Origin of the sequence: Agrococcus versicolor, assembly GCF_039531815.1 — a bacterium.
Classification (GTDB): domain Bacteria; phylum Actinomycetota; class Actinomycetes; order Actinomycetales; family Microbacteriaceae; genus Agrococcus; species Agrococcus versicolor.
Genome location: NZ_BAAAQT010000006.1, coordinates 157,235 through 182,538, shown reverse-complemented (window position 1 = coordinate 182,538; position 25,304 = coordinate 157,235). Strand labels below are relative to the sequence as shown.

Sequence of the window (25,304 nt, the reverse complement as noted above, 5' to 3'; positions counted from 1 at the left end):
CCTAGGCGGCTGCCTCGTCGCGGATGGTCTCGAGGGCGTCCTCGAACCCGCCGCTCGTGAGGCTCGAGCCGCCGACGCGGTCGACCGAGACGTCGTCGAGCGGCACGCCGACGACCTCCGCCGCGATGCCGTCGATGAACTCGCCCTGGTAGCGCAGCGAGTTGGGGTTCGTCGTCTCGGGGTTCTCGACCGAGACGTCCTCGATGACGCCGCCCGCGAGCGTCAGCGTGACGGTGATCGTCTCCTCGCCACCGGGCGAGGTGTACGAGCCGTCGGCGGTGTACTCGCCGTCGGCGTACGCGCCCGAGCCCGCGGATCCCGAGCCGGCGTCCGTCTCGGGCGCCGACGACTCGGTGCCCGCGTCGTCGGTCGTCGGCGTCTCGGCCTCGTCTGCGGCGGCCGAGCAGCCCACGAGGGCGAAGGCGACGAGCGAGGTGGATGCGGCGGCGAACGCTGCGCGGCGGCGAGGGGTCATGGAGGGCTCCTTGTCGAGAGGGATCGTCGTGCACGGTAGCCGTGGGGTGCGACGCGCCCACCATCAGGCGCCTAGGGGTCTCCCATGATGCCGCATCCAGGCCCTGGCCGCGGCCTCCTCACGTCACACGAGGTCGACGGGCGCGACGCCCCAGCGGCCCGTCCACGTCTCGCCGGGCTCGAGCCACACGAGGCCCTCCCCCGAGTTCAGCGCGTCCGGCGGCGCCGACATCGGCTCGACCGCGACGGCCTGGCGCACGCCGTCGACCGACGGGAAGTCGCGCGGCGTGAACACCACGGCGAAGGCGAACGCCTCGTCCTGCCACAGCCGCACGCCGCGACCGGCGTCGTCGAGCAGCGTCGAGGTCGCGATGCCGTCGACGTGCTCGACGCCGACGAGCGCCGTGTCGAGGTCGAGCTCCGAGAGCCGGCGGCCCGCGCGCAGGTCGGCGCCCGCGGGCGCATCGGCCGCGTCGACCGCGACCGTGCGCACGGGCAGCAGCCGCTCGTCCGCGACGATCGCGGAGGCCGCGGGGACCGTGAGCGTGAGCGCGTCGGCGGGCGTCGCGCCGACGGCGAGGTACGGGTGCGCGCCGCACGCCCACGGCGCCCTCGTCGGCCCCGCGTTCACGGCCTCGTGCGTCACGGTGAGCCCGGACTCGTCGACGACGTAGCGCACGAACGTGTCGAGCAGGAAGGGGAAGCCCGGCTGCGGATGGATCGTCGCCTGCAGCAGGACGCTCGCATCGTCGTGCTCGAGCACGCGATACGGCGAGTAGCGCAGGAGGCCGTGGCTCGCGTTGCCGAGCGCGGGCTCGGTGATCGCGAGCTGCTGCGTCTCGCCGTCGAGCGTCCACCGCCCGTCACGGACGCGACCGCCCCACGGCGCGAGGACGATGCCCTGCCCCTTCGCGGGTCGCGCGTCCTCGCGGAACGGCTCGACCAGGTCGACGTCGCCGAGGACGAGCTCGCGCAGTCCCGCGGCGAGCTCGGTCACGGTGGCTCGCAATCGCACGCCGTCGACGGTCGTGGCGATCGTGAGCTGCTGGCCGGTGGGAGGTCGCACGCATCGAGCCTATGCGTCTGGGTAGAGTCGAGGTGTGACCCAGCCGACGCCTGCCTACGAGCCCGCGCCGACCTTCCGACCCGCGAGCGGATGGCAGCACGCCGCCCCGGGCACGACGCCGCCGCCCCCGCGCGCCGCGACGTCCGTGCCGCGTTCGCGAGCGGTCGTGGCGCCGGGTGCCGTCCTCGTCGCGGCCTTCCTGCTCATCGGCGCGCAGGGCGCGGCCGGGACGCTGAGCATCGGCCTGCCCACCCCGTCGCAGCTGATCGCGACCATCGCGCTGTGGAGCACGTCGGGCGTCGTGCTCGCCTCCCTCTTCGCGACGGCGACGCGGGCGCCGGTCCTCATGCTCGTCGCCGGCGCAGCCGCGCTCGTCGACGCCATCGTCATCACCGTGCTCCTCTCGCTCGGCATCGTCGCGGGCTGGGATGCGGTGCAGCTGCTGCCCGTGCTGCTCGCGGTCGTCGCCGCCGCGCTCGGCACGTTCGGCGCCCGGGGGCTCGGCGGGCGACTCGCGCTGCCGATCGCCGCCGGTGCCGTCGCGCTCTTCTACGTCACGGCCGCCGTGGTGCAGGGCCTGCGGTTCGGCGCGAGCGTCGACCTCGTGACCACGATCGTGCGCTCGATGCCGATCGCGATCCTCGCGATCGCCGCTGCGCTCGCCCTCGCCCACGCATCCTCGCGACTCCTGCCCTCGCTCCTGCTGTGGGCGCTCGCCGCCTCGCTGCTGGGCGCGCCCATCCTCTCGGCGCTCACCGACTCCCCGCCGGTCCCCGCGTCGCTCGCGGTGCTCATCGCGCGCGTCGTCCTCGTCGTCGTCGCGGGCGTGCTCGTGCTCCGCGGCGGCCGGGAGCGCACCGCTCGCTAGCCTGAGGGCCATGACGGTCCACGCGCGCGCCACGATCCTCGCCCTGCCCGGCCTCGCGCCGAGCATCCCCGACAGCGCGTACGTGCTGCCGAACGCCGTCGTGGCCGGCGACGTGCGCCTGGGCGAGCGCGTCGGCGTCTACCCGGGTGCGAGCCTGCGCGCCGAGGAGGAGTCGATCGTCGTCGGCGACGACTCGAACGTGCAGGACTCCTGCTCGCTGCACGTCGACGCTGGGTCGCCGCTCACGATCGGCGCGCGCGTGTCGATCGGCCACAACGCCGTCGTGCACGGCTGCACGATCGAGGACGACGTGCTCGTCGGCATGCACGCTACGATCATGAACGGCGCCGTCATCGGCGCGGGCTCGCTCGTCGCCGCGGGCGCTCTCGTGACGCAGGGGCAGATCGTGCCGCCGCGCTCGCTCGTCGCCGGCGTGCCCGCGAAGGTGCGTCGCGAGGTCACGGACGACGAGCTCGCGAGCATCCACCGCAACGCCGCCGTCTACGTCGAGCGCACCGCCGCGTACCGCGCGCTCTGACGCTCAGGCGATCGCGCGCTCGGCGGCGCGCACGACGTTGTCGAGCAGCATGACGCGCGTCATGGGGCCGACGCCGCCCGGCACCGGCGAGAGCCAGCCCGCCACGTCCGCGACGCCGGGATGCACGTCGCCCAGCAGGCGGGCGCGGCCGTCGGCGAGGATGCGCTCGCGCGTGATGCCGACGTCGAGCACCGCCGCACCCGGCCGCACCCACGCCGGCTGCACGAGGTGCGGGCTGCCGACGGCGGCGACGACGACGTCGGCCCGACGGACGTGGTCTGCCAGGTCGCGGGTGCGCGAGTGCGTCAGCGTGACGGTCGCATCGATCCCGCGACGCGTGAGCAGCAACCCGATCGACCTGCCGACGGTGAGGCCGCGGCCGATGACGCACACCTCGGCGCCCGCGATGGGCACGCCGTGGCGCACGAGCAGCTCGAGGCACGCGCTGGGCGTGCACGGCAGCGGCGCGTCGACGACGCCCTGCACGCCGAGGACGAGCCTGCCGAGGTTGACGGGGTGGAGGCCGTCGGCGTCCTTCACGGGGTCGACGGCCTCGAGCATCGCGAGCTCGTCGAGCCCGGCGGGCAGCGGCAGCTGCACGATGATGCCGGTGACCTCACGCGCGTCGTCGAGGTCGCGGATCGCGGCGCGCACGTCGGCGTCGGTCGCGGTCGCGGGCAGCTCGACCCGCACCGAGCGGATGCCGACCTCGTCGCAGTCGCGATGCTTGCCTGCGACGTAGGAGCGCGAGGCGGGGTCGTCGCCCACGAGCAGCGTCGCGAGCCCCGGCGTCGCGCCGACGCCCCGCAGGGCGTCGACGCGCACGCGCAGCTCGTCCTTGACGGCGGCCGCGGTGGCGACGCCGTCGAGGACCGCTGCGGTCACAGGCTCGGGTAGAGGGGGAACGCGCCCGCGAGGGCGTCGACCCGGTCGCGCAGGGCCGGGAGGTCGGCGCCCGGCAGGAGCGCGAGCGCGATGACGTCGGCCACCTCGCGGAACTCCTCGTCGGCGAAGCCGCGCGTCGCGAGCGCGGGCGTGCCGATGCGCAGGCCCGACGTCACCATCGGCGGCCGCGGGTCGTTCGGCACCGAGTTCCGGTTCACGGTGATGCGGATCTCGTGCAGGAGGTCCTCGGCCTGCTTGCCGTCGATCGCCGCGTCGCGCAGGTCGACGAGCACGAGGTGCACGTCGGTGCCGCCCGAGCGAAGCGTGATGCCGGCATCCGCGACGTCCTGCTGCATGAGGCGCTCGGCGAGGATCTGCGCGCCGCGCACCGTGCGCTCCTGGCGCTCGACGAACTCGGGCTCGGCCGCGAGCTTGAACGCCGTCGCCTTCGCCGCGATGACGTGCATGAGCGGGCCGCCCTGCTGGCCCGGGAACACCGCGGAGTTGATCTTCTTCGCGATGTCGGCCTCGTTGGTGAGGATGAAGCCCGAGCGCGGGCCGCCGATCGTCTTGTGCACCGTCGAGGAGACGACGTGCGCGTGGGGCACGGGGCTCGGGTGGATGCCGGCGGCGACGAGTCCGGCGAAGTGCGCCATGTCGACCCACAGCAGCGCGCCGACCTCGTCGGCGATCGCACGGAAGGCGGCGAAGTCGAGCTGGCGCGGGTACGCCGACCAGCCCGCGATGATGACCTTCGGCTGGTGCTCGACGGCGAGCCGGCGCACCTCGTCCATGTCGATGCGGCTCGACTCGGGGTCGACGCCGTAGGCGACGATGTCGTAGAGACGGCCGGAGAAGTTGATCTTCATGCCGTGCGTGAGGTGGCCGCCGTGGTCGAGCGAGAGGCCGAGGATCGTGTCGCCGGGGCGGGCGATGGCGTGCAGCACCGCGGCGTTGGCGGAGGCGCCCGAGTGCGGCTGGACGTTGGCGAACGCGGCGCCGAAGAGCGACTTCGCACGCTCGATCGCGAGCGACTCGGCGACGTCGACGAACTCGCAGCCGCCGTAGTAGCGACGGCCGGGGTAGCCCTCGGCGTACTTGTTCGTGAGCACGGAGCCCTGCGCCTCGAGCACGGCGACGGGGACGAAGTTCTCGCTCGCGATCATCTCGAGGAACGTCTGCTGACGGTCGAGCTCGTCGGCGAGCACCTGCGCGATCTCGGGGTCGACGGTGGCGAGGGAGTCGTTGAAGGTCGAGGGAAGTCGGTCGGACACGTCTGCATCTCCTTGGAGTCGATGATGGCCCAGGCGCGCGACCGAACGGGGTCGGCCGCTCCCCGGTGGTCCCCCACCCAAGCGCCAGTCGCGGCCTAGGCCGATGCTACCGGCTCGCGTCCTCCGCGCCCACCTGTCCGCGGCGTCCGCGAGCGATGCGCGCGCCGTCGGCGAGCACGACCACGAGGCCGACGACGAGGGCTGCGAGCAGCACGGCCGGCAGCGCCTGGATGCCGATGCCCTCGTAGACGAGGGCGCCGAGGAGGGCGCCGCCGCCGATGCCGACGTTGAAGCCCGTCGTGTACCAGGCGGTCGAGGTCTGCAGCATGCGCGTGGGCGACGCCTGCAGCATGCGCGTCTGCAGCAGCGACGGCAGCGCGCCCATGGCGAGACCCCAGAGCAGCACGGCCGCGAACGCGACGGAGAGCGTGTCGGTCGCGGCGAGCACGATGCACACGACGACCATCACGAGCATGCAGCCGACGGCGCCCGCGAACGGGCGGCGCCCGAGCCAGACGGACACGACCGCGACCGCGAGCGCGCCCATGAGGCCGTACGACAGCAGCGCCGGGCTCAGCCACACCTCGGGCAACCCCACCTGGTCGACGAGGTAGGGAGTGATGTACGTGTAGAAGGCGTACTGGCCGAGCATCACGACGGCCGTGGCGACGACGGCGGCCGCGACGCCGACGCCCGAGCGGCCCGGCTCGCGCTGCGGCAGCGCGACCGATCCCGTCGCCGTCGTCGCGAGGTCGGGCAGGTGCTGCACCGCGGGCAGCATCCGCCGCACGAGCAGCGCGCCGGCGAGGCACGCGACGCCGAACACCGCGAACGACCAGCGCCAGCCGAGCGCCTGGCCCAGCAGCGTCGACAGGGGCAGGCCGAGCACGAACGCGAGCGAGCCGCCCGCGCTCGTGATGCCGACGGCGCGACCGAGCTCCTCCTTCGGCACGAGGTAGGCGGCGTACGCGCCCACGACCGTCCAGAAGACGCCGTGCGCGAGCCCGCCGACGACGCGCAGGGCGACGACCATCCAGTACTCGGGGGCGAGCGCCGTGAGGATGCACGTGATGCCGAAGACGACGAGCACCGTCACGACGAGCACGTGCCTCGGCACGCGATGCGTGAGCCGCACGAGCACGGTGGACGTGAGCACGACCGTGCCGGCGAACACCGTCACGAGCAGGCCGATCGACCCCTCCCCGACGCCGAGGTCGCGGCTCATCGGCAGCAGCAGACCCATCGGCAGCATCTCGACGGAGATGTTCACGAAGATCGCGAAGGCGAGCGTCAGGAGCGCCACCAGGGGGAAGGTGGAGGAGGTGGCACGCTGCGTCGTCATGGCGACCGCCCAGCCTACTCGCCGTGCTCGGGGCTACCGTCGCAGCATGGATCCCCTGCAGCCTTGGTCGACGGACGACTACGTCAACCACACCTTCTCCGTGACGAGGTTCCGACTCGGCTACGACCAGGACGAGGTCGACAACTTCCTCGATCGATGCGTGGCGCAGCTGCGGGTCCATCGCGGCGAGCGAGGTCAGGACCCCCAGGAGGCGATCGACGCCATGCGCGCGGCAGCCGAGGATCGATCGCAGGGCTGGTTCGCTCGGCGGACGACGAAGTGGATCGTCAAGACGATGGAGTCGATGCCGACGACCGTCCCCGACGCCCTCCCCATCACGTCGTCCGAAGTCGCATCGCACACGTTCACGACGACGAGGATGCGGGACGGCTACGACGCCGCCGAGGTGGACGAGGTCCTCGATCGCCTCATCGCGGACCTCGCCGAGCTCGAGGGCGGCGGGCGCGCCTAGCCGACGACCTGCGCGACGAGGCGGTCGTCGCCGATCTCGGTGCATGTGACGTCGAAGCCCGCGACCGGCACCGACTGCCCCACCTGGCAGCTCGCCGACTCGTCCTCGATCGAGAACGTCGCCACCCCGCCGTCCTCCGACGCCGACTCGAGCTCGATCTCCGCGTCGTCGGCGCCGAACTCCGTGTCGGCGCCCGCGCCCTGCAGCGTCACCGTGCACGTCGCGTTCGCGCACGACGCCGTCGACGACGTCGCAGCGCCGCCGACGCAGCCGACGAGGGATGCCGCTCCAGCGAGGACGACGAGGGCGAGCAGGGGGCGGAGGGGACGGGAGCGCACGGCTCGATCCTCCCGCTCGACGCCGCATGGCGCATCCAGGTGCCCTTCCTCGCGTCGCGGCGTAGGGTGTGCCCATGGCGAGGGTGCCTGCATGACGACGCTGAGCCCATGGCTCGCGCAGCCCGGCAGCGGCGAGGAGCGCGCCGTCGTGCGCGCATCGTGGGATCGCGCCCGTCGCGAGCGCCTCGCACCCGACGTGTCGGCCGCCCTCGCGCTCGACGGCTGCGCGCTCGACGCCGCCCGCTCCGCGCATCCCCTCGCCCCCGCGCTGCCCGTCATCTCGCGCCTCCTGCACCGGGATGCCGACGACGGCTCGGGCGTGCTCGTCGCCGTCGGCGACGCCATGGGCCGCCTGCTGTGGGTCGACGGCGACCGCAGCCTCAAGGCCCGCGCCGAGTCGATGCTGTTCGTCGCAGGCGCCGACTGGTCGGAGGCGCGCGTCGGCACGAGCGCGCCCGGCACCGCCCTCGCGATCGACCACGCCATCCAGATCCACCGCGACGAGCACTTCGCCGAGGTCGTGCAGCCGTGGAGCTGCTCGGCGGTGCCCGTGCACGACCCGGAGCACGGCGGGCTGCTGGGCGTCATCGACATCACCGGCGGCAGCGAGGTCGTCGACCCGCACGTGCTGCCGCTGCTCGAGGCCACGGCGGCGGCGGTCGAGCGCGAGCTGCTCGTGCAGCGGCTGACGCTCGCGCGCTCGGCGCAGCCGATGTCCGTGCCGACGCTCGCGTGCCTCGGCGTCGACACCGGCATCGTGAGCGATGGGCGCGACCGCAGGCTCACCATGCGGCACACCGAGATCCTCGTGCTGCTCGCCCTGCACGCCGAGGGCCTCTCGGGGGCCGAGCTCGCCGCGATGCTCTCGGAGCACGACGCCTCCCCCGTGACCCTGCGCGCCGAGATGACGCGGCTCAAGCGCGCGCTCGCGCCCGCCGTGCGCGTCGACTCGCGGCCCTACCGGCTCGCGACGGCGCTCGAGACCGACGTCGATCGGCTCCTGTCGCTGCTCGACCGCGGCGCGCACCGCGTCGCGCTCGCCTGCTACCGGGGTCCGCTCGTGCCGGGCTCGACGGCCCCCGGCATCGTCGCCGCGCGCGACGAGATCGCCGGGCGCCTGCGCACGGCGCTGCTGACCTCCGCCTCCGCCGAGGTGCTCTACGACTACGCGTCGACGCACGGACGCACGGATCGCGACGCGTGGATGCAGCTGCTGCACGGCCTCCCGCCGCGCTCGCCGCGGCGGGCGGCGGTCGTCGAGCACCTCGAGCGGCTCGACCGCGAGCTGGGGTAGCCCTTCGAGACGGCTGCTCGCTGCGCTCGCGGCCTCCTCAGGGAGCGGGTGGACGGCTGCTCTCTGCGCTCGCGGGTGAGCCGGCCACCCGCTGCGCTCGCGGCCTCCTCAGGGAGTGGGTGTGCGGGCGAGCGCAGCGAGCGGGCGTGCGGGCCACCCGCTCCCTGAGGTGCGAGCCCAGCGAGCGGGTGCGCCGGCCACCCGCTCCCTGAGGTGCGAGCGCAGCGAGCGGGCGTGCGGGCCACCTCAGCGAGCGGGGGTGCCGGCCACCCGCTCCCTGAGGTGCGAGCGCAGCGAGCCTCGAAGGGCTGCAACCTCCTGCAACCTCCGTGCGCGTAGCGTGCGAGCACGGCAACCCGCCGCATGACGATGACGTCTAGAGAGGGTGACATGACCGTCTACGCACGACCCGGGGCCGAGGGCTCCGTCGTCTCCTACGAGTCGCGGTACGACCACTACATCGGCGGGAGGTACGTGCCGCCCGTGAAGGGGCAGTACTTCGAGAACCCGACCCCCATCACCGGCCAGACCTTCTGCGAGGTCGCGCGCGGCACGAGCGAGGACGTCGACGCTGCCGTCGAGGCCGGCTGGAAGGCGTTCGCGACCTGGGGCAAGACGAGCCCCACCGAGCGCGCGAACATCCTCAACAAGATCGCCGACCGCATCGAGGAGAACCTCGAGGCCATCGCGGTCGCCGAGTGCTACGAGAACGGCAAGGCCGTGCGCGAGTGCCTCGCCGCCGACATCCCGCTCGCCGCCGACCACTTCCGCTACTTCGCCGGCGCGCTGCGCGCCCAGGAGGGCGGCATCTCCGAGCTCGACGGCGACACCGTCGCGTACCACTACCACGAGCCGCTCGGCGTGGTCGGGCAGATCATCCCGTGGAACTTCCCCATCCTCATGGCCGTGTGGAAGCTCGCCCCCGCGCTCGCGGCGGGCAACGCGATCGTGCTGAAGCCGGCCGAGCAGACGCCCGCGTCGATCCACGTGCTGCTGTCCTTCATCGAGGACCTCATCCCGCCGGGCGTGCTGAACATCGTGAACGGGTTCGGGTTCGAGGCCGGTGCACCGCTGGCGCAGCACCCGCGCATCCGCAAGATCGCGTTCACGGGCGAGACGACGACCGGCCGCCTGATCATGCAGTACGCGTCGGAGAACCTCATCCCCGTGACGCTCGAGCTCGGCGGCAAGAGCCCCAACGTCTTCTTCGAGGACGTCGCGCGCGAGAAGGACGCCTTCTACGACAAGGCGCTCGAGGGCTTCTCGTTCTTCGCGCTCAACCAGGGCGAGGTGTGCACGTGCCCGTCGCGCGCGCTCATCGCGTCGAGCATCTACGACGGCTTCATCGAGGACGGCCTCGCACGCGTCGGCAAGGTCAAGCAGGGCAACCCGCTCGACACCGACACGATGATGGGCGCGCAGGCCTCGAACGACCAGCTGGAGAAGATCCTCAGCTACATCGACATCGGCAAGCAGGAGGGTGCCGAGATCCTCACCGGTGGCGAGCGCGTCGACCTGGGCGGCGACCTGTCCGGCGGCTACTACATGCAGCCGACGGTCTTCAAGGGACGCAACAGCATGCGCGTGTTCCAGGAGGAGATCTTCGGACCGGTCGTGTCGGTGACGACGTTCGACTCGTTCGACGAGGCGATCTCGATCGCCAACGACACCCTCTACGGCCTGGGCGCGGGCGTGTGGAGCCGCGACGGCGCGCAGCTGTACCGTGCAGGCCGCGCGATCGAGGCCGGCCGCGTGTGGTCGAACACGTACCACCAGTACCCGGCGCACGCCGCGTTCGGCGGGTACAAGCAGTCGGGCATCGGCCGCGAGAACCACAAGATGATGCTCGACCACTACCAGCAGACGAAGAACCTCCTCGTCTCCTACGCAGAGGGGCCCATGGGCTTCTTCTGATCCATCCGCAAGCGCTGTCCGGACGGGGCTCGCGGTGCCATGCTGGCGCTGCGGGCCCCGTCCCGCACCAAGGAGGTCGACGATGACCGATCCGAGCACCACGAGCCCCGCCCCCGCGCAGGGCATCGAGCGCGTCGCCGTGACCGAGGGGGCCGCGGACCTCATCCGGCGCCTCGTCGCGATGCACGGCCCGCTCATGTTCCACCAGTCGGGCGGCTGCTGCGACGGCTCGGCGCCCATGTGCTACCCGAAGGGCATGTTCCGCACCGGACGGTCGGACGTGCTGCTCGAGGAGCTGCGCATCGACGGGGTCGACGAGACCCTGCCGTTCTGGATGAGCGCGTCGCAGTACGAGCTGTGGAAGCACACCCACATCACGGTCGACGTCGTGCCGGGCCGCGGCTCGGGCTTCTCGGTCGAGGCGCCCGAGGGCGTCCGCTTCCTCATCCGGTCGCGGATCTTCTCGGACGACGAGTACCGCTCGCTCGTCGACGCGGGCGTGCTCGCCGGCTGACGCCCGCCCGCCCTCAGCCGAGCACGACGGGCACGACGGCCTGCGCGATCGGCAGGCCGGCGTCGGACTGGCTGCCGAGCACGTACACGAGCCTGCCCTCCCGCGTCGCCCAGGCGTGCTCGCCTGCGGAGAACTCGGTCTCGAGCGGGCCGCGGTAGCGGAGCTCGACGCCCGCGACCTCGGAGATCGTCCACTGCCAGTCGTCCGCCATCGCGGCGATCGCCGCGTCGTCGACCTCGTAGACGCCGACCGTGACGAGGCTGTCGGATCCTCCATCCGGCGCCCAGAGGCACGTGAGCACGGGCGCGGGAAGCCCGTCGACCGACTGCGGATCCCACTCCCTGGCGTTCGGCGCGTAGTCGGTGGCCTCCGCCGCGGCGGCCGTCGCAGGCGAGTCGAGGTCGGCGCACGTCTGCGGCATGGGGGGAAGCGCAGCCTCCGGCTCCGGCGCGGGCGCCGTGGATGCCGACGGGGTGGGCTCCGCCGCCGTCGGGGACGGCTCGGCCGACGTCGACGCGGACGGTGCAGGCGCTGCCTCCCCCTCCGGCTCGGTCGCGCCGGCCGCGCATCCGGACAGGAGCAGGACCATGGCGGGGAGGACGAGCAGTCGCCTGGGCATGTCGAGACCCTACGAGGTCGTGCTGCGGGATCGCTGACCCTCGCGTGGCCCGCGCCCTCACCGGCGCTCGCACGGTCCGCGTGGGGCGAGCATCCAGCCCCGCACGCGATGATGCGCGACATGTCGTCGCGTCGCATCCTGGCCCTGCCGCTGCTCGCCGCCGTGCTGCTGAGCGGCTGCGCGGTCTCGGGCGCCGATCCTGGCTCGTCCTCGAGCGCCTCGGCCGAGCCGTCGGGCTCGCCGTCGGCATCGGCGTCGGCCTCGCCGTCGCCCTCCCCGTCGGAGACGGCTGCCGCACCCGCCCCGCCTCCGGCCGTCACGCCGCCTGCCGCCTCCGGACCCGGACCGACCGCGGCGCCCGGCGACGAGGTCGCCTTCACGCCGCTCACCGCGTCGACGACCACGACGGACGACGACGTGCTCGCGCTGCTGCCGACCGCCGCGGACGTGCCGGCGGGCTGGGTGCCCTCGTACATCGACTACGCGGCCGTGGGGGTGCCGCCGCAGTACTGGCCCTGCGGTCCCGGCTACTGGTACGTCACGGGCCCGCCGTTCGAGTCGTCGACCGCGTTCGCCGAGACCGAGTGGGCCTCGAGCGGCGACGTGTCCGCGCCACCGTTCCCCTCGAGCCTCGCGACGCGGATCTGGGCCACGCCGGACGCCGCGAGCGCGTTCGAGCGCATCCAGGCCGACCACGGCGCCTGCGCGACCGCGGGCACCGGCTCGCCCGAGCAGACGCCCACGGCGTTCCCGACCCCGGCGGGCTACGACGGAGCCGTCTGCGGCGGGATGCTGTACTCCTCCGATGGCGTGCGGTTCAGCCGGTCGGCGTTCTGCTGGGCGACCGCGGGCGAGCTGCTCGTCTCGTCGACGTACGACCAGACGGCCGACCCGCAGGTCGCGCTCACCGACGCCGAGATCCAGGCCGCGTTCGCGGCGGCGTTCGCGCGCGCGCTCGGCTGACGCCTCGCGCCGCGTCGCGGCTCGTAGACTCGTCGCTCGTGACGAACCACTGGATCCTCTCGTTCGCGTGCGACGACCGCCCCGGCATCGTGCACGCCATCACGGGAGCGATCGTGGCGTGCGGCGGCAACATCACCGAGTCGCAGCAGTTCTCCTCGGCCGACACAGACCGCTTCTTCATGCGGCTGCAGGTCGAGGCCGACGGACCGCGCGAGGACTTCGAGCGCGAGCTCGCACCCGTGGTCGAGCGCTACGGCATGCAGTGGCAGCTCGACGACGTCGGCCGCCCGCTGCGCACGCTCGTGCTCGTCTCGAAGGCGGGCCACTGCCTCGGCGACATGCTCTTCCGGCAGCGCGCGGGGCAGCTCGGCGTCGACATCCCGCTCGTGCTGTCGAACCACCCGGACCTCGGCTCGCTCGCGACCTTCTACGACGTGCCGTTCGAGCACCTGCCCGTCACCGACGCGGCGTCGAAGGCCGCCTTCGAGGCGCGCGTGCTCGAGGTCGTCGAGCAGCACGACGTCGAGCTCGTCGTGCTCGCCCGCTACATGCAGATCCTCTCCCCCGAGCTCTGCGCACGCCTCGCAGGCCGCATCGTCAACATCCACCATTCGTTCCTGCCCGGGTTCAAGGGCGCGAACCCGTATCGCCAGGCGCACGCGCGCGGCGTGAAGCTCATCGGCGCGACGGCCCACTTCGTCACGAGCGACCTCGACGAGGGCCCGATCATCGAGCAGAACGTCGTGCGCGTCGACCACGCGCAGTCGCCGGCGCAGCTCATGGCCATCGGCCAGGACGAGGAGTCGCGCACGCTCACCCGGGCCGTGCAGTGGATCTCGGAGGACCGCGTGCTGCTCGACGGGCAGCGCACGATCATCTTCCGCTGACGCGCCGCGGAGGGTGACGCGCTCGCCTGCCCTCCGCCGACGGATCCGAAGGCATTCGCGCCCGATCCCTATGCGATCCGTCGTCACGACCCGCATACTGGGTGGCATCCGCAGCGAAGGAGCGCAGTCCATGCAGTATCAGGTCGTCAATCCGTACACGGGCGAGACCGGCGAGGTGCACCCCACGGCCACGGCCGAGGAGCTCGAGCAGGCCATCGCGGGCGCATGGAGCGCGTGGCACGCGATCAGCGCCGAGTCGGTCGCCGAGCGCGCCGCACGCATCGCCAAGGTCGCCGATCTCCACGAGGAGCGCGTCGACGAGCTCGCCGCCATCATCATGCGCGAGATGGGCAAGCCGCGGAGCCAGGCCACGGGCGAGGTCGAGTTCGCCGCCGCCATCTACCGCTGGTACGCCGACCACGCCGAGGAGCTGCTCGCCGACCTCCCCCTCGCGACCGACGACGGCCGCGCCGTCGTGCGCAAGTCGTCGATGGGCCCGCTGCTCGGCATCATGCCGTGGAACTTCCCGTACTACCAGGTCGCCCGATTCGCCGGCCCGAACCTCGTCGTCGGCAACCCCATCCTCCTCAAGCACGCACCGCAGTGCCCCGAGTCGGCCCTCGCCATCGAGGCGATCTTCGCCGAGGCCGGCTTCCCGGTCGGCGCCTACACGAACGTGTTCCTCACGAACGAGCAGGCGGCGGACGTCATCGCCGACCCCCGCGTGCGCGGCGTCTCGCTCACCGGCTCCGAGCGCGCGGGCGCGGCCGTCGCCGAGGTCGCGGGCCGCAACCTCAAGAAGGCGGTGCTCGAGCTCGGCGGCTCCGACCCGTTCATCCTGCTGTCGACCGACGACCTCGACCAGGCCGTCGAGGACGCCGTCAACGCGCGCCTCGACAACTCTGGGCAGTCGTGCAACGCCGCGAAGCGCTTCATCGTGCACGAGGACCTCTACGACGCGTTCGCCGAGCGGATGACGGCGAAGATGGCCGAGCAGGCGCCCGGCGCCCCCGAGGACGACCTGCTGCTCGGGCCGCTCTCGTCGAAGGCCGCCGCCGACCGCCTCGAGTCGCAGATCGACGCCGCGATCGCCGCGGGCGCCACGGCGCTGCTGCGCGGCGCCTCGCCCTCGGGCGACGGCGGCGCGCTCGTCGGGCCGACGGTGCTCGCCGACATCGCGCCCGAGAACCCCGCGTACCAGCAGGAGTTCTTCGGCCCCGTCGCATCGCTCTACCGGGTCTCGAGCGAGGACGAGGCGATCGAGGTCGCCAACGCGACGCCGTTCGGTCTCGGCTCGTACGTCTACACGACCGACGAGGCCCAGGCCTCGCGCATCGCGGACCGCATCGACGCCGGCATGGTGTTCGTCAACGCCGTGCTCGCCGACGAGGCCGGCCTGCCCTTCGGCGGCGTGAAGCGCTCGGGCACGGGCCGCGAGATGGGCGTGCTGGGCATCGAGGAGTTCCTCAACAAGAAGGTCGTGCGCCTGCCGTAGGCGACGTCCGACCATGCCCGGAGGGGGCGCGCGGCCTCGGCTGCGCGCCCCCTTCGCGCGTCCCCCGACAAGGTTCACCGAATCGTCATACGAGATCCGGACGTGTCGTCACAGGCTCTGGCTAGGTTGAGCAGCATCCCTGCCACCGAAGCCCAAGGACCACGCATGCCTCAGGCCATCCGACGCTCGTTGAGCGTCGCCACCGCGACCGCCGTCGCGGCATCCGCCCTCGTGGCGCTCGGGGGTGCCGGCGTCGCGAACGCCGCCGCCTACCCGACGATCAACGAGTTCTCCGCCAGCACGACGGGCACGGACGTCGAGTACGTCGAGGTGCACGCCGCACCCGGCACCGACCTGTCGGCCTTCCGCGTGCTGTCGATCGAGGGAGACGCCTCCGGCACGGCGACCGGCACGCTCGATCGCGTGATCACGCTCGGCACGACGAACGCCGACGGCCTGTACCTCGCGACCCTGCCCGCCGACGCGCTCGAGAACGGCACGATGACGTTGCTGCTCGTCGAGGGTGCCGTGCCTGCCACCGGCACCGACCTCGACACGAACGACGACGGCGTGCTCGACGTCGCCCTGACGGTCGTCGACGGCGTCTCCGTGCACGACGGCGGCGCCGCCGACCTCACCTATGCGGAGGTCCGGCTGGGCGTCTCGTACGACGGCGCACCATTCGCTCCCGGCGGCGCGAGCCGCGTCCCGGACGGCACCGACACGAACACGCAGGCGGACTGGGTGCGCAACGCGTTCAGCCGTGCAGGGGCTCCGGGCTTCGAGACCCTCCTGCCCGCGGGCGGCGAGGCCTACAACACCCCCGGCGCGCCGAACCGCGTCGCCGAGGCCCCGGCGATCGAGCCGCTCACGTGCGGCACCGACGGCGTCGTGCTGATCGGCGACGCGCAGGGCCCGGGCGACGCCAGCCCGATCGTCGGATCCCAGGTCGAGGTCGAGGGCGTCGTGACCGCCGTCCAGCCCGGCCTCTCCGGCTTCGTCGTGCAGGAGGAGGACGCCGACCAGGACGACCTCGTCACCACGAGCGAGGCGATCTTCGTCTTCGACGCCGCAGCGCTCGTCGACGTCGCCGTCGGCGACGCCGTGCGCGTCGGTGGCGCCGTCTCGGAGTTCCGCGGCCTCACCGAGATCACGATCGACGGCTTCGGGCTGTGCGAGCAGGACGTCGCGCTGCCCGCGACGACCGAGGTCGCCATCCCGCTGCAGGCGCCCGAGTCGCTCGAGAGCATGCTCGTCGCGATCCCGCAGACCCTCTCGGTGATCGAGACGTTCGAGTACGCGCGCTTCGGCACCATCGTCCTCGGCACCGACCGCCAGCTGCAGCCGACCGCGATCCACGCGCCCGGCTCGCAGGCGGCGATCGACCTCGCGGCGGCGAACCTCGCCAACCGCATCGTGCTCGACGACGTGCGGGCGCAGCAGAACCCCGACCCGGCGATCCACCCGAACGGCGAGGCGTTCACGCTCGCCAACACGTTCCGCGGTGGCGACGACGTCACGAACGTGACCGGCGTGCTCGACTGGCGCGCGGACACCGCGGAGACCGACCCCGTGTGGCGCATCCAGCCCACGCAGGGCGCCGACCATGAGGCCACGAACCCTCGCCCCGAGGTGCCCGTCGTCGACGGCGACCTGCAGGTCGCGTCGTTCAACGTGCTCAACTACTTCACGACGCTCGACAGCCGCGGCGCGAACACCGCCGAGGAGTTCGACCGCCAGGAGGCGAAGATCGTCGCCGCCATCCTCGAGCTCGACGCCGACATCGTCGGCCTGCTCGAGATCGAGAACAACGACGGCGTCGCGCTCGACACCCTCGTCGCCGCGCTGAACGAGGCGGCGGCCGAGCCGCGGTACGCCGCGATCGACACCGGCGTCGTGGGCACCGACGAGATCACGACGGCGGTCATCTACCAGCCCGCCTCGGTGACCCCGCAGGGCGCCTTCGCCGTGCTCGACTCGACGGTCGACCCGCGCTTCGACACGACGCGCAACCGGCCCTCGATCGCGCAGACGTTCGCGACGAACGACACCGGCGCGCTGCTGACGGTGTCGGTCAACCACCTGAAGTCGAAGGGCTCGGCCTGCGCAGGCGACCCCGACCTGGGCGACGGCGCGGGCAACTGCAACCTCACCCGCACGAACGCGGCAGCCGCGCTCGCCGACTGGCTCGCGGGCGACCCGACGCAGGCGGGCACCGACAACGTGCTCATCCTCGGCGACCTGAACTCGTACGACCACGAGGCCCCGATCGTCGCGCTCGAGTCGGCCGGCTACGTCGACCAGCTCGAGCGGTTCCAGGGCGAGGAGGCGTACACGTACGTCTTCGACGGCCAGCTCGGCTACCTCGACTACGCCCTCGCCGGTCCCGGCCTCGGCGACCAGGTCGTGGACGCCGCGGCATGGACGGCGAACTCGGACGAGGTGCCCATCCTCGACTACGACATGACGTTCAAGCAGCCGGCGCAGGACGCGCTGTACGCACCCGACCCGTACCGCGCATCCGACCACGATGCGGTCCTCGTCGGTCTCGACCTCGAGGCGCCGGTCGTGCCGGGCGTCGAGGTGACGACCTTCGCGGGCGCCGACCGCTACGAGGCGAACGCAGCCGCGTCGGCGGCGCTGTTCGCCCCCGGGTCCGACGTGTACCTCGCGAGCGGCGCCATCTTCACCGATGCGCTGTCGGCCGGCCCCGCGGCCGCGCACGACGACGCGAGTCTGCTGCTGACGACGCGCGACGCGCTGCTCGGCAGCACGCTCGCCGAGCTCGACCGTCTCGACCCGCCGTCGATCACGATCGTCGGCGGCGAGGCGACGGTCTCCCCCGCCGTGCTCGACGCGCTCGTCGCGCGCTTCCCCGACGCGGAGGTGCGTCGCATCGCCGGCGCCGACCGCTTCGAGGTCGCCGCAGCGGTCGCGACCGAGGTGTTCGGCTCCGCCGAGCGCGCCTTCGTGGCCAGCGGGCTCATCTTCTCGGATGCGCTCTCGGCCAGCGGCGTCGCGGCGACGCTCGGCGACGTGCCGGTGCTGCTGTCGACGCCCGACTCGGTGCCGACGGCGACGCTCGACGCGCTCGAGTCGCTCGGCACGACGCAGGTCACCGTCGTCGGTGGCCGCGCGACCCTCGGCGACCGCGTGCTCGGCACGCTGCGCACCGAGGTCGACAGCGCGCAGCGCGTCGCGGGCGCCGACCGCTACGCGACGAACGCGGCGATCGTCGAGCGGTTCCTCGAGCCGACCGACCCGCAGGCGATCGTCGTCGCATCGGGCGTCGTGTTCAGCGACGCGCTCTCGGCGACCGCTGCCGCAGGCGCCACGGGCGGCCCGCTGCTGCTCTCGCCCGGGCAGTGCACGACGCTCGACGTCGCCGACATCGTGTCGGAGCTCGACCCCGAGCTCGTGCTGAACGTCGGCGGCCCGGCGACGCTCTCGCCGCAGGCATGGCAGACGCCCTGCTGATCGCGCAGCGCTGAAGACGACGGCGTCCGGCCTCGGCCGGGCGCCGTCGTCGCGTTCGCGGCGGGATGCCGTGGGCGCGCGGTCGCGCGGCTAGCGGAAGTCGCGCGACGGCGGGGCTGCCGCATCGAACGGCTCGATGCGGTCGGCCATCATCGTCACGACGCCCTGCGAGTGCTGCAGGATGCCGCGCACCTTGAGCGCCGCCGAGTGCTTCGCGACGCTGCGATACCGCTTCCAGAGCCCCACGGAGCAGACGACGTTGAGCATCCCCGTCTCGTCCTCGATGTTCATGAACGTCACGCCCTGGGCCGTCTGCGGCCGCTGGCGATGCGTGACGATGCCCGCCGCCCAGCGGCGCCTGCCCGGCTCGACGGTCGACAGGCTCGCGATGGGCTCGACCCCGTCCGCCTCGAGCGCCGCCCGCGCATGCCGCACGGGATGGTCGTCGGGGCTCACGCCCGTCGCCCAGATGTCGAGCGCCGTCTGCTCGGCCTCCGACATGATCGGCAGCAGCGGCGGCTGCACCGTGACGGACGTGCCCGCGAGCTGGTCCTCGCGCTCGGTCGACGCGGGCGCCGCGAGCCACAGCGCCTCGCGCCGCTCGAGCCCCAGCGACGCGAAGGCACCGGCGGTCGCGAGCGACTCGAGCTGCCTGCGGTCGAGCCGTGCGCGCCTGGCGACGTCGTCGATGCCCGTGAACGGCGCCTCGTCGCGGGCCGCGACGACGCGAGCGGCATCGGCGTCGCTCACGTGGGCGACGCTCGCGATGCCCAGCCGCACGGCGAACCCTCGGTCGCGACGATGCCGGGCGTGGTCGTTCGGCCCGACCTCCTGCGGCACGGGCGGCTGGTGCGCCGTCATGCACGCCTCGTCGCCCGGCGTGCGCTCGCCGTGCGCCTCGAGGTCGGCCATCGCCGCCGAGCGCACGATGTCGGGGCCGAGCACCTCGACGCCGTGCCTGCGCGCATCCGCGCTGAGCGTCTGCCCCGACCAGAACCCCATGGGCTGCGCACGCAGCAGGCCGGCGAGGAACGCCGCGGGATGGTGCAGCTTGAGCCACGACGACGCGTAGACGAGCTTGCCGAACGCGAGCGAGTGCGACTCGGCGAACCCGAAGCCGGCGAAGGCCTCGATCTTGCGCCAGATGCTGTCGGCGAGGTCGCCGACGATGCCGTTGGCGCGCATGCCCTCGAAGAGCCGCTCGCGCAGCTCGCCCATGCGCTCCCGGCTGCGCTTCGAGCCGATGGCTCGACGCAGCTCGTCGCCGTCGGCCGCGGTGAAGCCGCCGACCGCAGACGCGATCTGCATGAGCTGCTCCTGGAACAGCGGCACGCCGAGCGTGCGCTCGAGCACGGGCTCGACGAGCGGATGCGGGTAGGTGATGGGCTCCTGGCCGTTGCGCCTGCGCAGGTACGGATGCACGGCGTCGCCCTGGATGGGGCCGGGGCGGATGAGGGCGATCTCGATGACGAGGTCGTAGAACGCGCGCGGCCGGAGCCTCGGCAGCGTCGCGAGCTGCGCCCGCGACTCGACCTGGAAGACGCCGACGGCGTCGGCGGCGCACAGCATGTCGTAGACGCCCGCCTCCTCCGCGGGGATCGTCGCGACCGTCCACCGCTCGTCGAGGTGCTCTGCGGCGATGTCCATCGTGTGCTGCATGGCGCCGAGCATGCCGAGGCCCAGCAGGTCGAACTTCACGAGGCCCATCCACTCGCAGTCGTCCTTGTCCCACTGCAGCACCGTGCGGCCCTCCATGCGGCCGGGCTCGATGGGGCACACGTGACCGACGGGCTCCTTCGTGAGCACCATGCCGCCCGAGTGGATGCCGAGGTGCCGCGGCGAGTGCAGGAAGTCGTCGGCGAGGGTCAGCACGGTGTCGGGGATGCCCTCGGTGCCATCGACCGCCGGGGTGCTCCACCCCTCGACGCGCTTCGACCACGCGTTCTGCTGCCCCACGGCGTAGCCGAGCGCCTTCGCAGCGTCGCGCACCGCCGACTTCGGCCGGTAGGTGATGACGTTCGCCACCTGGGCCGCGTTGCGCCTGCCATAGCGCTCGTAGACGTGCTGGATGACCTCCTCGCGCCTGGACGCGTCGAAGTCGATGTCGATGTCGGGCTCCTCCTCGCGGATCATCGAGATGAACCGCTCGAACGGCAGCCGATAGAGGATGGGATCGACGGCCGTGATGCCGAGGATGAAGCACACGGCGCTCGCGACCGCCGAGCCGCGGCCCTGGCACAGGATGCGGTTCGCGTGGGCGAAGTCGGCGATCTCGCACACGATGAGGAAGTAGCCGGCGAAGCCCTTCTCCTCGATGAGCCGCAGCTCGTGCTGCAGGCGAGCGTCGACGGCGGGGTCGTCGTCCGGGTAGACGCGGCGACGACGCTCGGCGACGAGCTGCCGCAGCCACGAGATCTGCGTGTGCCCCTCGGGCACCTCGGTGTCGGGCAGGCGCGGGCTCGCCGCACGCAGGCCGAACGCCAGCTCGCGACCGATGGCGGCCGCGCGCTCGACGACGCCGTCGAACGCGCGGAACCGCCACCGCATCTCGGCGCCCGAGCGCAGCCTCGGCACGCCGCCGGCGGGCAGCCAGCCGTCGAGCTCGTCGATGCTGCGACGCGCGCGCACCGCGGCCATCGCATCGCCCAGCAGCTGCTGCCGCGGGCTCGCGACGTGCGCGTTCGTCGTCGCCACGAGCGGCAGGCCGCGCTCGAGGGCGAGGGTCGCGAGGACCTGGTTGCGCTCGCCGTCGTCGGGCAGGCCGAGGTCGGTGAGCTCGACCATGACGCCGTCGCGGCCGAACAGCGACACGAGCCGATCGAGCTCGACGCGTGCGGCGTCGGCCCCGTCGCGCTCGAGGGCGCGGCGCACGGCGCCCTTGCGGCATCCCGTCGACACGAGCCACTCGCCCGCGCGCTCGGCGACCTGCTCGAGGTGCAGCACCGGTCGCCCCTTCTCGCCGCCGGCGAGGTAGCCGTCGGTGAGGGTCGCGGCGAGCCTGCGATAGCCCTCCGGCCCGCGAGCCAGGACGAGGAGGTGGTCGCCGACGGGATCGGCGACGCCGTTCTGCGGCTCGGGCAGCTCGAGGCTCAGCTCGGCGCCGAAGATCGTGGGCAGCCCGACCGCGTCGGCCGCCTCCGCGAACCGCACCGCGCCGTAGAGGCCGTCGTGGTCGACGAGCGCGAGCGCCTCGAGGCCGAGCGCGGTCGCCTCGGTGACGAGCTGCGCCGGGCTCGAGGCGCCGTCGAGGAACGAGTAGTGCGAGTGCGCGTGCAGCTCGGCGTACGGCACGAGGCGCTCGGGATCCGGTCGCGAGCGCCGCTCGCGCTCCTGCGGGTACGGCTCGAGCGAGGGCGCCTCGGCGGCCCGGCCGTCGAGGATGGCCTCGAGCTCGCGCCACGGCATCGGCGGGTTGCGCCAGCCCATCGTCGCCTCCTCTCGCGGCGTCGTCCGCGATGCGGCGAGGGCCGACGGCGGTCGTCGGCGCTCGTCGAGCGGGTGCTCGAGCGACGCGCCCTCCGTGGCCGGCCTCCACGTTGGTGCGCTGCGACGATACGCCGGATTCGAACGTATGTTCGACCTCCGACGCGAACTCGCCTCAAGCGGCGCTGGAGGGTTGGCGCGCGCGGGAGCGGGGTGCGGCGTGCGCCGAGGCGGCGCGCCTCGACGGTCGTGTCGGAGGTCGGTGCGAACCTCGGGACATGACCGAACAGCACGACGAGCTCGAGCTCCAGCTCTGCGAGAGCGCCTGGTGCGTCGTCGCGTTCGAGGCCGAGGAGGGCTTCGCCGGCCGATGCCCCGCCTGCCTCGCCATCGCCGACGAGCACCACGCCTACGGCCATCCCGACCCCGTGGCCGAGTGCCTCGTGTGCGACCGCGTGCCGAGCCTCGGCGCAGCGCGAACGCGCATGCGCGCCCACGCCGCCTAGGCGACGCGCGCCGGGCGGTCCTCGCGCCTGACTAGTCTGAGGATCGGTCGAAGGGCGGGGAGGACATGCACGACGACGCCACCTCCGCCGCGGGATCACGCTCGCGCAGCCGCGCCCGCATCGGCTCGGGCCTCTACGCCCACGTCGTCGAGTCCCTCGGCCAGGAGATCGTCGACGGCACGCTCCCGATCGGCTCGATCCTCCTCGTCGACGGCCTGTGCGAGCGCTTCGGCGTCTCGCGCTCCGTGGTGCGCGAGGCCGTGCGCACCCTCGGCTCGATGGGGCTCGTCGCGCCGCGTCCGCAGGTGGGCACGCGCGTGCAGCCCACGTCGGAGTGGGATCTGCTGAATCCGCACATCGTGCGCTGGCGCAGCCTCGGCATCGGCGCGCTCGAGCAGCTGCGCGAGCTGCTCGAGCTGCGGCTCGGCCTCGAGCCCGTCGCCGCGAGGCTCGCGGCCGAGCGCATGCCCGCCGACGCCGCCGACCGGCTCGTCGCCTGCATCGCAGGCATGGAGGCGGCATTCGCCGATGGCGACTCGCACCGCTACTTCGCCCTCGACGTCGAGTTCCACTCGCTGCTCCTCGACGGCTCGGGCAACGGCGTCATGGCGCGTCTCGCCGAGGTCGTCGGCATCACGATCGCCGCACGCAGCCGCGATCCGCGCCCCGGCATGGACGGCATCCGCGCCTCGTCGATCGCCGACCACCGCGCGCTCGCGGAGGCGATCGCCGGACGCGACGTCGACGGCGCGGAGGCAGCCGCGCGCGTCGTCGTGCGCGACACGCTCGCCGAGATCGACGTCATCCGCATCCGCGCCACAGCGTAGCCCCGCCCCCTCCCCGATCCGCCGCATCCTGCGTCGGATCGTTCGCGCGCGCTCCGGGCCCTTGCAATAAGTCTGATGAGTATGAGTGAATGACGGACGGACAGCGACGTACCGACGAAGGAGCCGACGATGGCCATGCCCGCAGACCGACTGCTCGACTGGACGACGAGGCTGCTCGCGGCCTGGGGCTTCGCGCCCGACGACGCGACGTACGTCGCCACCGGCCTCGTCGACGCGAACCTCCGCGGCGTCGACTCCCACGGCGTCATCCGGCTGCCCGCCTACCGCGCGCGCATCGACGCCGGACTCGTCTCACCCACGGCCGAGCCCGTCGTGCGCACGCGCGGTGCGGTCGTGCGCATCGACGCCGCCGGCGCCCAGGGCCAGATCGCCGCTCGCGCCGCCGTCGAGGCCGTCGACGCGGCGGCGACGACCCACGGCGTCGGCACCGCCGTCGTGCGCGGCAGCGCCCACTTCGGCACGGCCGGCACCTACGCCCGCGCCCTCGCCGGCCGCGGCAAGGTCGCGATCGTCGTGTCGAACTCCGAGCCGGGCGTCGTGCCCTTCGGCGGTCGCGACCCGCTGCTCGGCACGAACCCCTTCGCCTTCGCGGCGCCGACGAGCGGCGACCCCGTGAGCCTCGACATGGCCACGAGCACGAGCGCCATGGGCAAGGTCTTCGTCGCCCGCGCCGCCGGCACCTCCATCCCCGACACGTGGGGCGTCGACGCCGACGGCAACCCCACCACCGACCCCGACGCCGTCGCTGCGCTGCTCCCCGCCGGCGGCCCCAAGGGCTACGGCATCGGCTTCCTCGTCGAGATCCTCGGCGGCGTGCTCTCGGGCGCGGCCGTCGCGAGCGGCATCGGCAACATGTACTCCGACCTCTCGCGCCCTCAGGACGTCGGTCACTGGATGCTCGCCCTCGACGCCGAGGCCTTCATGCCGCTCGACGAGCTCACGGCGCGCATGGACGCGCTCGTCGCCGAGGCGCACGCGATCGCACCCGCTCCCGGCTTCGACGAGGTGCTCGTGCCCGGCGAGCCCGAGGAGCGCACCCGCACGCAGCGCCTCGCCGACGGCATCGAGCTGCCGGACGCGACGGTCGACGACCTCGTCGCGCTCGGCGAGCGCTTCGGCACCCACTTCGAGGCGGACGCCCGATGAAGGTCCTCGTGCCGACGGCCGTCGACGGCCTCGACGCCCTGCCGGATGCCGAGGTCGTGCGCTTCGACGCCGCCGAGGCCATCCCGACCGAGCATCGCGACGCCGACGTCCTCGTCGGCTGGGGCATCGGCGACGACCGCCTCGCCGAGGCCGCCAGGACGCTGCCGCGGCTGCGGCTCGTGCAGCTGCTGTCGGCCGGCAGCGATGCCGCGCTCGCAGCGGGCTTCGCACCCGGCGTCGCGATCTGCAGCGGCCGCACGCTGCACGACCGGCCCGTCGCCGAGCACGCCCTCGCGCTCGTGCTCGCCGCCGCCCGCCGCCTCCACACGCTCGTGCGCGCCCAGCTCGAGCACCGGTGGGCGAGCGAGCTCGGCGGCGTGCAGCCCGAGCCGTCGCCCGGCGTCTTCACGACCCTGCGCGACGCCCGCGTCACCATCTGGGGCTACGGCAGCATCGGCAGCACCCTCGCACCGCACCTGCAGGCGCTCGGTGCGCGCGTCACCGGCGCCGCGACGACCGCGCGCCGCGAGGGCGACGTCGAGGTCGTCGACCGCGACGCGCTGCCGACGCTCCTCGAGTCGACCGACGTGCTCGTCATGATCCTGCCCGCGACCGATGCGACGCGGCACGCGCTCGACGCCGACCTGCTCGCGCGCCTGCCCAGGCACGCGTGGGTCGTCAACGTCGGCCGAGGCGCGACGGTCGACGAGGCCGCGCTCGTCGCCGCGCTCGAGGACGGCGCGCTGGGTGGCGCCGCGCTCGACGTCACCGAGGTCGAGCCGCTGCCCGCGACGTCGCCGCTGTGGGATCGCGACGACGTCATCCTCACCCCGCACGCGGCAGGCGGCCGACCGCTCGGCGCCGCCGCGCTCGTCGAGCGCACCGTGCGCGCGCTCGCCGACGGCGCACCGCTGACGAACCTCGTGCAGGTCGTCGGCGACTGACCGCCGCATCCACTCGA

22 protein-coding genes and 1 riboswitch are annotated in these 25,304 nt (G+C 73.2%); of the genes, 14 read left to right on the top strand and 8 right to left on the bottom strand.

Going from position 1 to position 25,304, the window contains the following annotated elements:
* Position 1: 1 nt before the first annotated feature.
* Together ABD249_RS09155 and ABD249_RS09150 are read right to left on the bottom strand one after the other, a co-directional pair.
* Positions 2-475 (bottom strand): FMN-binding protein, encoded by a 474-nt coding sequence (locus ABD249_RS09155; RefSeq protein WP_344342812.1) that lies wholly within the window; start codon positions 473-475, stop codon positions 2-4.
* Positions 476-598: 123 nt separating this feature from the next.
* A complete protein-coding gene (locus tag ABD249_RS09150) occupies positions 599-1,540 on the bottom strand; it encodes an aldose 1-epimerase family protein (RefSeq protein WP_344342811.1) in 942 nt (313 codons plus the stop codon).
* Between the two features lie 34 nt (positions 1,541-1,574).
* On the opposite strand from ABD249_RS09150, the gene ABD249_RS09145 reads away from it, so the two are divergent.
* Positions 1,575-2,408: a hypothetical protein gene (locus tag ABD249_RS09145; protein ID WP_344342809.1), complete on the top strand. Its 834-nt coding sequence runs from the start codon at positions 1,575-1,577 to the stop codon at positions 2,406-2,408.
* A 10-nt stretch (positions 2,409-2,418) separates the two neighbouring features.
* Positions 2,419-2,946 carry a gamma carbonic anhydrase family protein gene (locus ABD249_RS09140; protein WP_344342808.1) on the top strand — a complete coding sequence of 176 codons (528 nt, stop codon included), beginning with the start codon at positions 2,419-2,421 and terminating at the stop codon, positions 2,944-2,946.
* A gap of 3 nt (positions 2,947-2,949) precedes the next feature.
* Here ABD249_RS09140 and ABD249_RS09135 read toward each other — a convergent pair whose 3' ends face one another.
* From ABD249_RS09135 to ABD249_RS09125, 3 genes are all read right to left on the bottom strand, one after another.
* Positions 2,950-3,831 (bottom strand): bifunctional methylenetetrahydrofolate dehydrogenase/methenyltetrahydrofolate cyclohydrolase, encoded by an 882-nt coding sequence (locus ABD249_RS09135; RefSeq protein WP_344342806.1) that lies wholly within the window; start codon positions 3,829-3,831, stop codon positions 2,950-2,952.
* Entirely contained in the window at positions 3,828-5,105 is a 1,278-nt protein-coding gene (gene glyA / locus ABD249_RS09130; protein WP_344342805.1) for a serine hydroxymethyltransferase, read from the bottom strand. Before glyA ends, ABD249_RS09135 begins: the two co-directional genes overlap by 4 nt.
* 20 nt (positions 5,106-5,125) lie before the next feature.
* Positions 5,126-5,207, bottom strand: a riboswitch (ZMP/ZTP riboswitch).
* A 4-nt stretch (positions 5,208-5,211) separates the two neighbouring features.
* Positions 5,212-6,447, bottom strand: a complete 1,236-nt coding sequence (locus ABD249_RS09125) for an MFS transporter (RefSeq protein ID WP_344342804.1) — start codon at positions 6,445-6,447, stop codon at positions 5,212-5,214.
* Between the two features lie 46 nt (positions 6,448-6,493).
* Between ABD249_RS09125 and ABD249_RS09120 the strand changes: the two genes are divergently transcribed.
* On the top strand, positions 6,494-6,919 hold the full coding sequence (locus ABD249_RS09120; protein WP_344342802.1) for a DivIVA domain-containing protein: 426 nt from the start codon (positions 6,494-6,496) through the stop codon (positions 6,917-6,919).
* Here ABD249_RS09120 and ABD249_RS09115 read toward each other — a convergent pair.
* Positions 6,916-7,257, bottom strand: a complete 342-nt coding sequence (locus ABD249_RS09115) for a hypothetical protein (protein WP_344342801.1) — start codon at positions 7,255-7,257, stop codon at positions 6,916-6,918. The two genes, ABD249_RS09120 and ABD249_RS09115, sit on opposite strands and share 4 nt — an antisense overlap.
* Before the next feature lie 91 nt (positions 7,258-7,348).
* On the opposite strand from ABD249_RS09115, the gene ABD249_RS09110 reads away from it, so the two are divergent.
* The 3 genes from ABD249_RS09110 to ABD249_RS09100 all read left to right on the top strand — a co-directional run bounded on the left by ABD249_RS09110 (position 7,349) and on the right by ABD249_RS09100 (position 10,979).
* Positions 7,349-8,551 (top strand): GAF domain-containing protein, encoded by a 1,203-nt coding sequence (locus ABD249_RS09110; RefSeq protein ID WP_344342799.1) that lies wholly within the window; start codon positions 7,349-7,351, stop codon positions 8,549-8,551.
* Between the two features lie 390 nt (positions 8,552-8,941).
* A complete protein-coding gene (exaC, locus tag ABD249_RS09105) occupies positions 8,942-10,465 on the top strand; it encodes an acetaldehyde dehydrogenase ExaC (RefSeq protein WP_344342798.1) in 1,524 nt (507 codons plus the stop codon).
* An 82-nt stretch (positions 10,466-10,547) separates the two neighbouring features.
* On the top strand, positions 10,548-10,979 hold the full coding sequence (locus tag ABD249_RS09100) for a DUF779 domain-containing protein (protein WP_344342796.1): 432 nt from the start codon (positions 10,548-10,550) through the stop codon (positions 10,977-10,979).
* Positions 10,980-10,992: 13 nt separating this feature from the next.
* On the opposite strand, the gene ABD249_RS09095 is transcribed toward ABD249_RS09100, so the two are convergent.
* Positions 10,993-11,598 carry a hypothetical protein gene (locus ABD249_RS09095; RefSeq protein ID WP_344342794.1) on the bottom strand — a complete coding sequence of 202 codons (606 nt, stop codon included), beginning with the start codon at positions 11,596-11,598 and terminating at the stop codon, positions 10,993-10,995.
* A gap of 120 nt (positions 11,599-11,718) precedes the next feature.
* Between ABD249_RS09095 and ABD249_RS09090 the strand changes: the two genes are divergently transcribed.
* The 4 genes from ABD249_RS09090 to ABD249_RS09075 all read left to right on the top strand — a co-directional run bounded on the left by ABD249_RS09090 (position 11,719) and on the right by ABD249_RS09075 (position 18,420).
* On the top strand, positions 11,719-12,561 hold the full coding sequence (locus ABD249_RS09090) for a hypothetical protein (RefSeq protein ID WP_344342792.1): 843 nt from the start codon (positions 11,719-11,721) through the stop codon (positions 12,559-12,561).
* 38 nt (positions 12,562-12,599) lie between these two features.
* Positions 12,600-13,448, top strand: a complete 849-nt coding sequence (purU, locus tag ABD249_RS09085) for a formyltetrahydrofolate deformylase (RefSeq protein WP_344342790.1) — start codon at positions 12,600-12,602, stop codon at positions 13,446-13,448.
* A gap of 130 nt (positions 13,449-13,578) precedes the next feature.
* A complete protein-coding gene (locus ABD249_RS09080) occupies positions 13,579-14,943 on the top strand; it encodes an NAD-dependent succinate-semialdehyde dehydrogenase (RefSeq protein WP_344342788.1) in 1,365 nt (454 codons plus the stop codon).
* Between the two features lie 189 nt (positions 14,944-15,132).
* Positions 15,133-18,420, top strand: a complete 3,288-nt coding sequence (locus tag ABD249_RS09075) for an ExeM/NucH family extracellular endonuclease (protein ID WP_344342786.1) — start codon at positions 15,133-15,135, stop codon at positions 18,418-18,420.
* Positions 18,421-18,510: 90 nt separating this feature from the next.
* Here ABD249_RS09075 and ABD249_RS09070 read toward each other — a convergent pair whose 3' ends face one another.
* Entirely contained in the window at positions 18,511-21,846 is a 3,336-nt protein-coding gene (locus tag ABD249_RS09070) for an error-prone DNA polymerase (RefSeq protein WP_344342784.1), read from the bottom strand.
* Positions 21,847-22,121: 275 nt separating this feature from the next.
* Between ABD249_RS09070 and ABD249_RS09065 the strand changes: the two genes are divergently transcribed.
* From ABD249_RS09065 to ABD249_RS09050, 4 genes are all read left to right on the top strand, one after another.
* Positions 22,122-22,349 (top strand): hypothetical protein, encoded by a 228-nt coding sequence (locus tag ABD249_RS09065; RefSeq protein ID WP_344342782.1) that lies wholly within the window; start codon positions 22,122-22,124, stop codon positions 22,347-22,349.
* A 65-nt stretch (positions 22,350-22,414) separates the two neighbouring features.
* Positions 22,415-23,176 carry a FadR/GntR family transcriptional regulator gene (locus ABD249_RS09060; RefSeq protein WP_344342780.1) on the top strand — a complete coding sequence of 254 codons (762 nt, stop codon included), beginning with the start codon at positions 22,415-22,417 and terminating at the stop codon, positions 23,174-23,176.
* A 129-nt stretch (positions 23,177-23,305) separates the two neighbouring features.
* Positions 23,306-24,343, top strand: coding sequence for an Ldh family oxidoreductase (locus ABD249_RS09055; RefSeq protein WP_344342778.1), 1,038 nt, complete (start codon positions 23,306-23,308; stop codon positions 24,341-24,343).
* On the top strand, positions 24,340-25,287 hold the full coding sequence (locus ABD249_RS09050) for an NAD(P)-dependent oxidoreductase (protein ID WP_344342776.1): 948 nt from the start codon (positions 24,340-24,342) through the stop codon (positions 25,285-25,287). Before ABD249_RS09055 ends, ABD249_RS09050 begins: the two co-directional genes overlap by 4 nt.
* Positions 25,288-25,304: the final 17 nt, after the last annotated feature.

Bases quoted from the DNA above. Each gene is read 5' to 3' on its own strand.
- ABD249_RS09060 (WP_344342780.1), top strand. From the start codon at position 22,415: ATGCACGACGACGCCACCTCCGCCGCGGGATCACGCTCGCGCAGCCGC.
- ABD249_RS09140 (WP_344342808.1), top strand. From the start codon at position 2,419: ATGACGGTCCACGCGCGCGCCACGATCCTCGCCCTGCCCGGCCTCGCG.
- ABD249_RS09090 (WP_344342792.1), top strand. From the start codon at position 11,719: ATGTCGTCGCGTCGCATCCTGGCCCTGCCGCTGCTCGCCGCCGTGCTG.
- ABD249_RS09080 (WP_344342788.1), top strand. From the start codon at position 13,579: ATGCAGTATCAGGTCGTCAATCCGTACACGGGCGAGACCGGCGAGGTG.
- exaC (WP_344342798.1), top strand. From the start codon at position 8,942: ATGACCGTCTACGCACGACCCGGGGCCGAGGGCTCCGTCGTCTCCTAC.
- ABD249_RS09095 (WP_344342794.1), bottom strand. From the start codon at position 11,598: ATGCCCAGGCGACTGCTCGTCCTCCCCGCCATGGTCCTGCTCCTGTCC.
- ABD249_RS09100 (WP_344342796.1), top strand. From the start codon at position 10,548: ATGACCGATCCGAGCACCACGAGCCCCGCCCCCGCGCAGGGCATCGAG.
- ABD249_RS09110 (WP_344342799.1), top strand. From the start codon at position 7,349: ATGACGACGCTGAGCCCATGGCTCGCGCAGCCCGGCAGCGGCGAGGAG.
- ABD249_RS09065 (WP_344342782.1), top strand. From the start codon at position 22,122: ATGACCGAACAGCACGACGAGCTCGAGCTCCAGCTCTGCGAGAGCGCC.
- ABD249_RS09070 (WP_344342784.1), bottom strand. From the start codon at position 21,846: ATGGGCTGGCGCAACCCGCCGATGCCGTGGCGCGAGCTCGAGGCCATC.
- ABD249_RS09155 (WP_344342812.1), bottom strand. From the start codon at position 475: ATGACCCCTCGCCGCCGCGCAGCGTTCGCCGCCGCATCCACCTCGCTC.
- ABD249_RS09055 (WP_344342778.1), top strand. From the start codon at position 23,306: ATGGCCATGCCCGCAGACCGACTGCTCGACTGGACGACGAGGCTGCTC.
- ABD249_RS09120 (WP_344342802.1), top strand. From the start codon at position 6,494: ATGGATCCCCTGCAGCCTTGGTCGACGGACGACTACGTCAACCACACC.
- ABD249_RS09050 (WP_344342776.1), top strand. From the start codon at position 24,340: ATGAAGGTCCTCGTGCCGACGGCCGTCGACGGCCTCGACGCCCTGCCG.
- ABD249_RS09125 (WP_344342804.1), bottom strand. From the start codon at position 6,447: ATGACGACGCAGCGTGCCACCTCCTCCACCTTCCCCCTGGTGGCGCTC.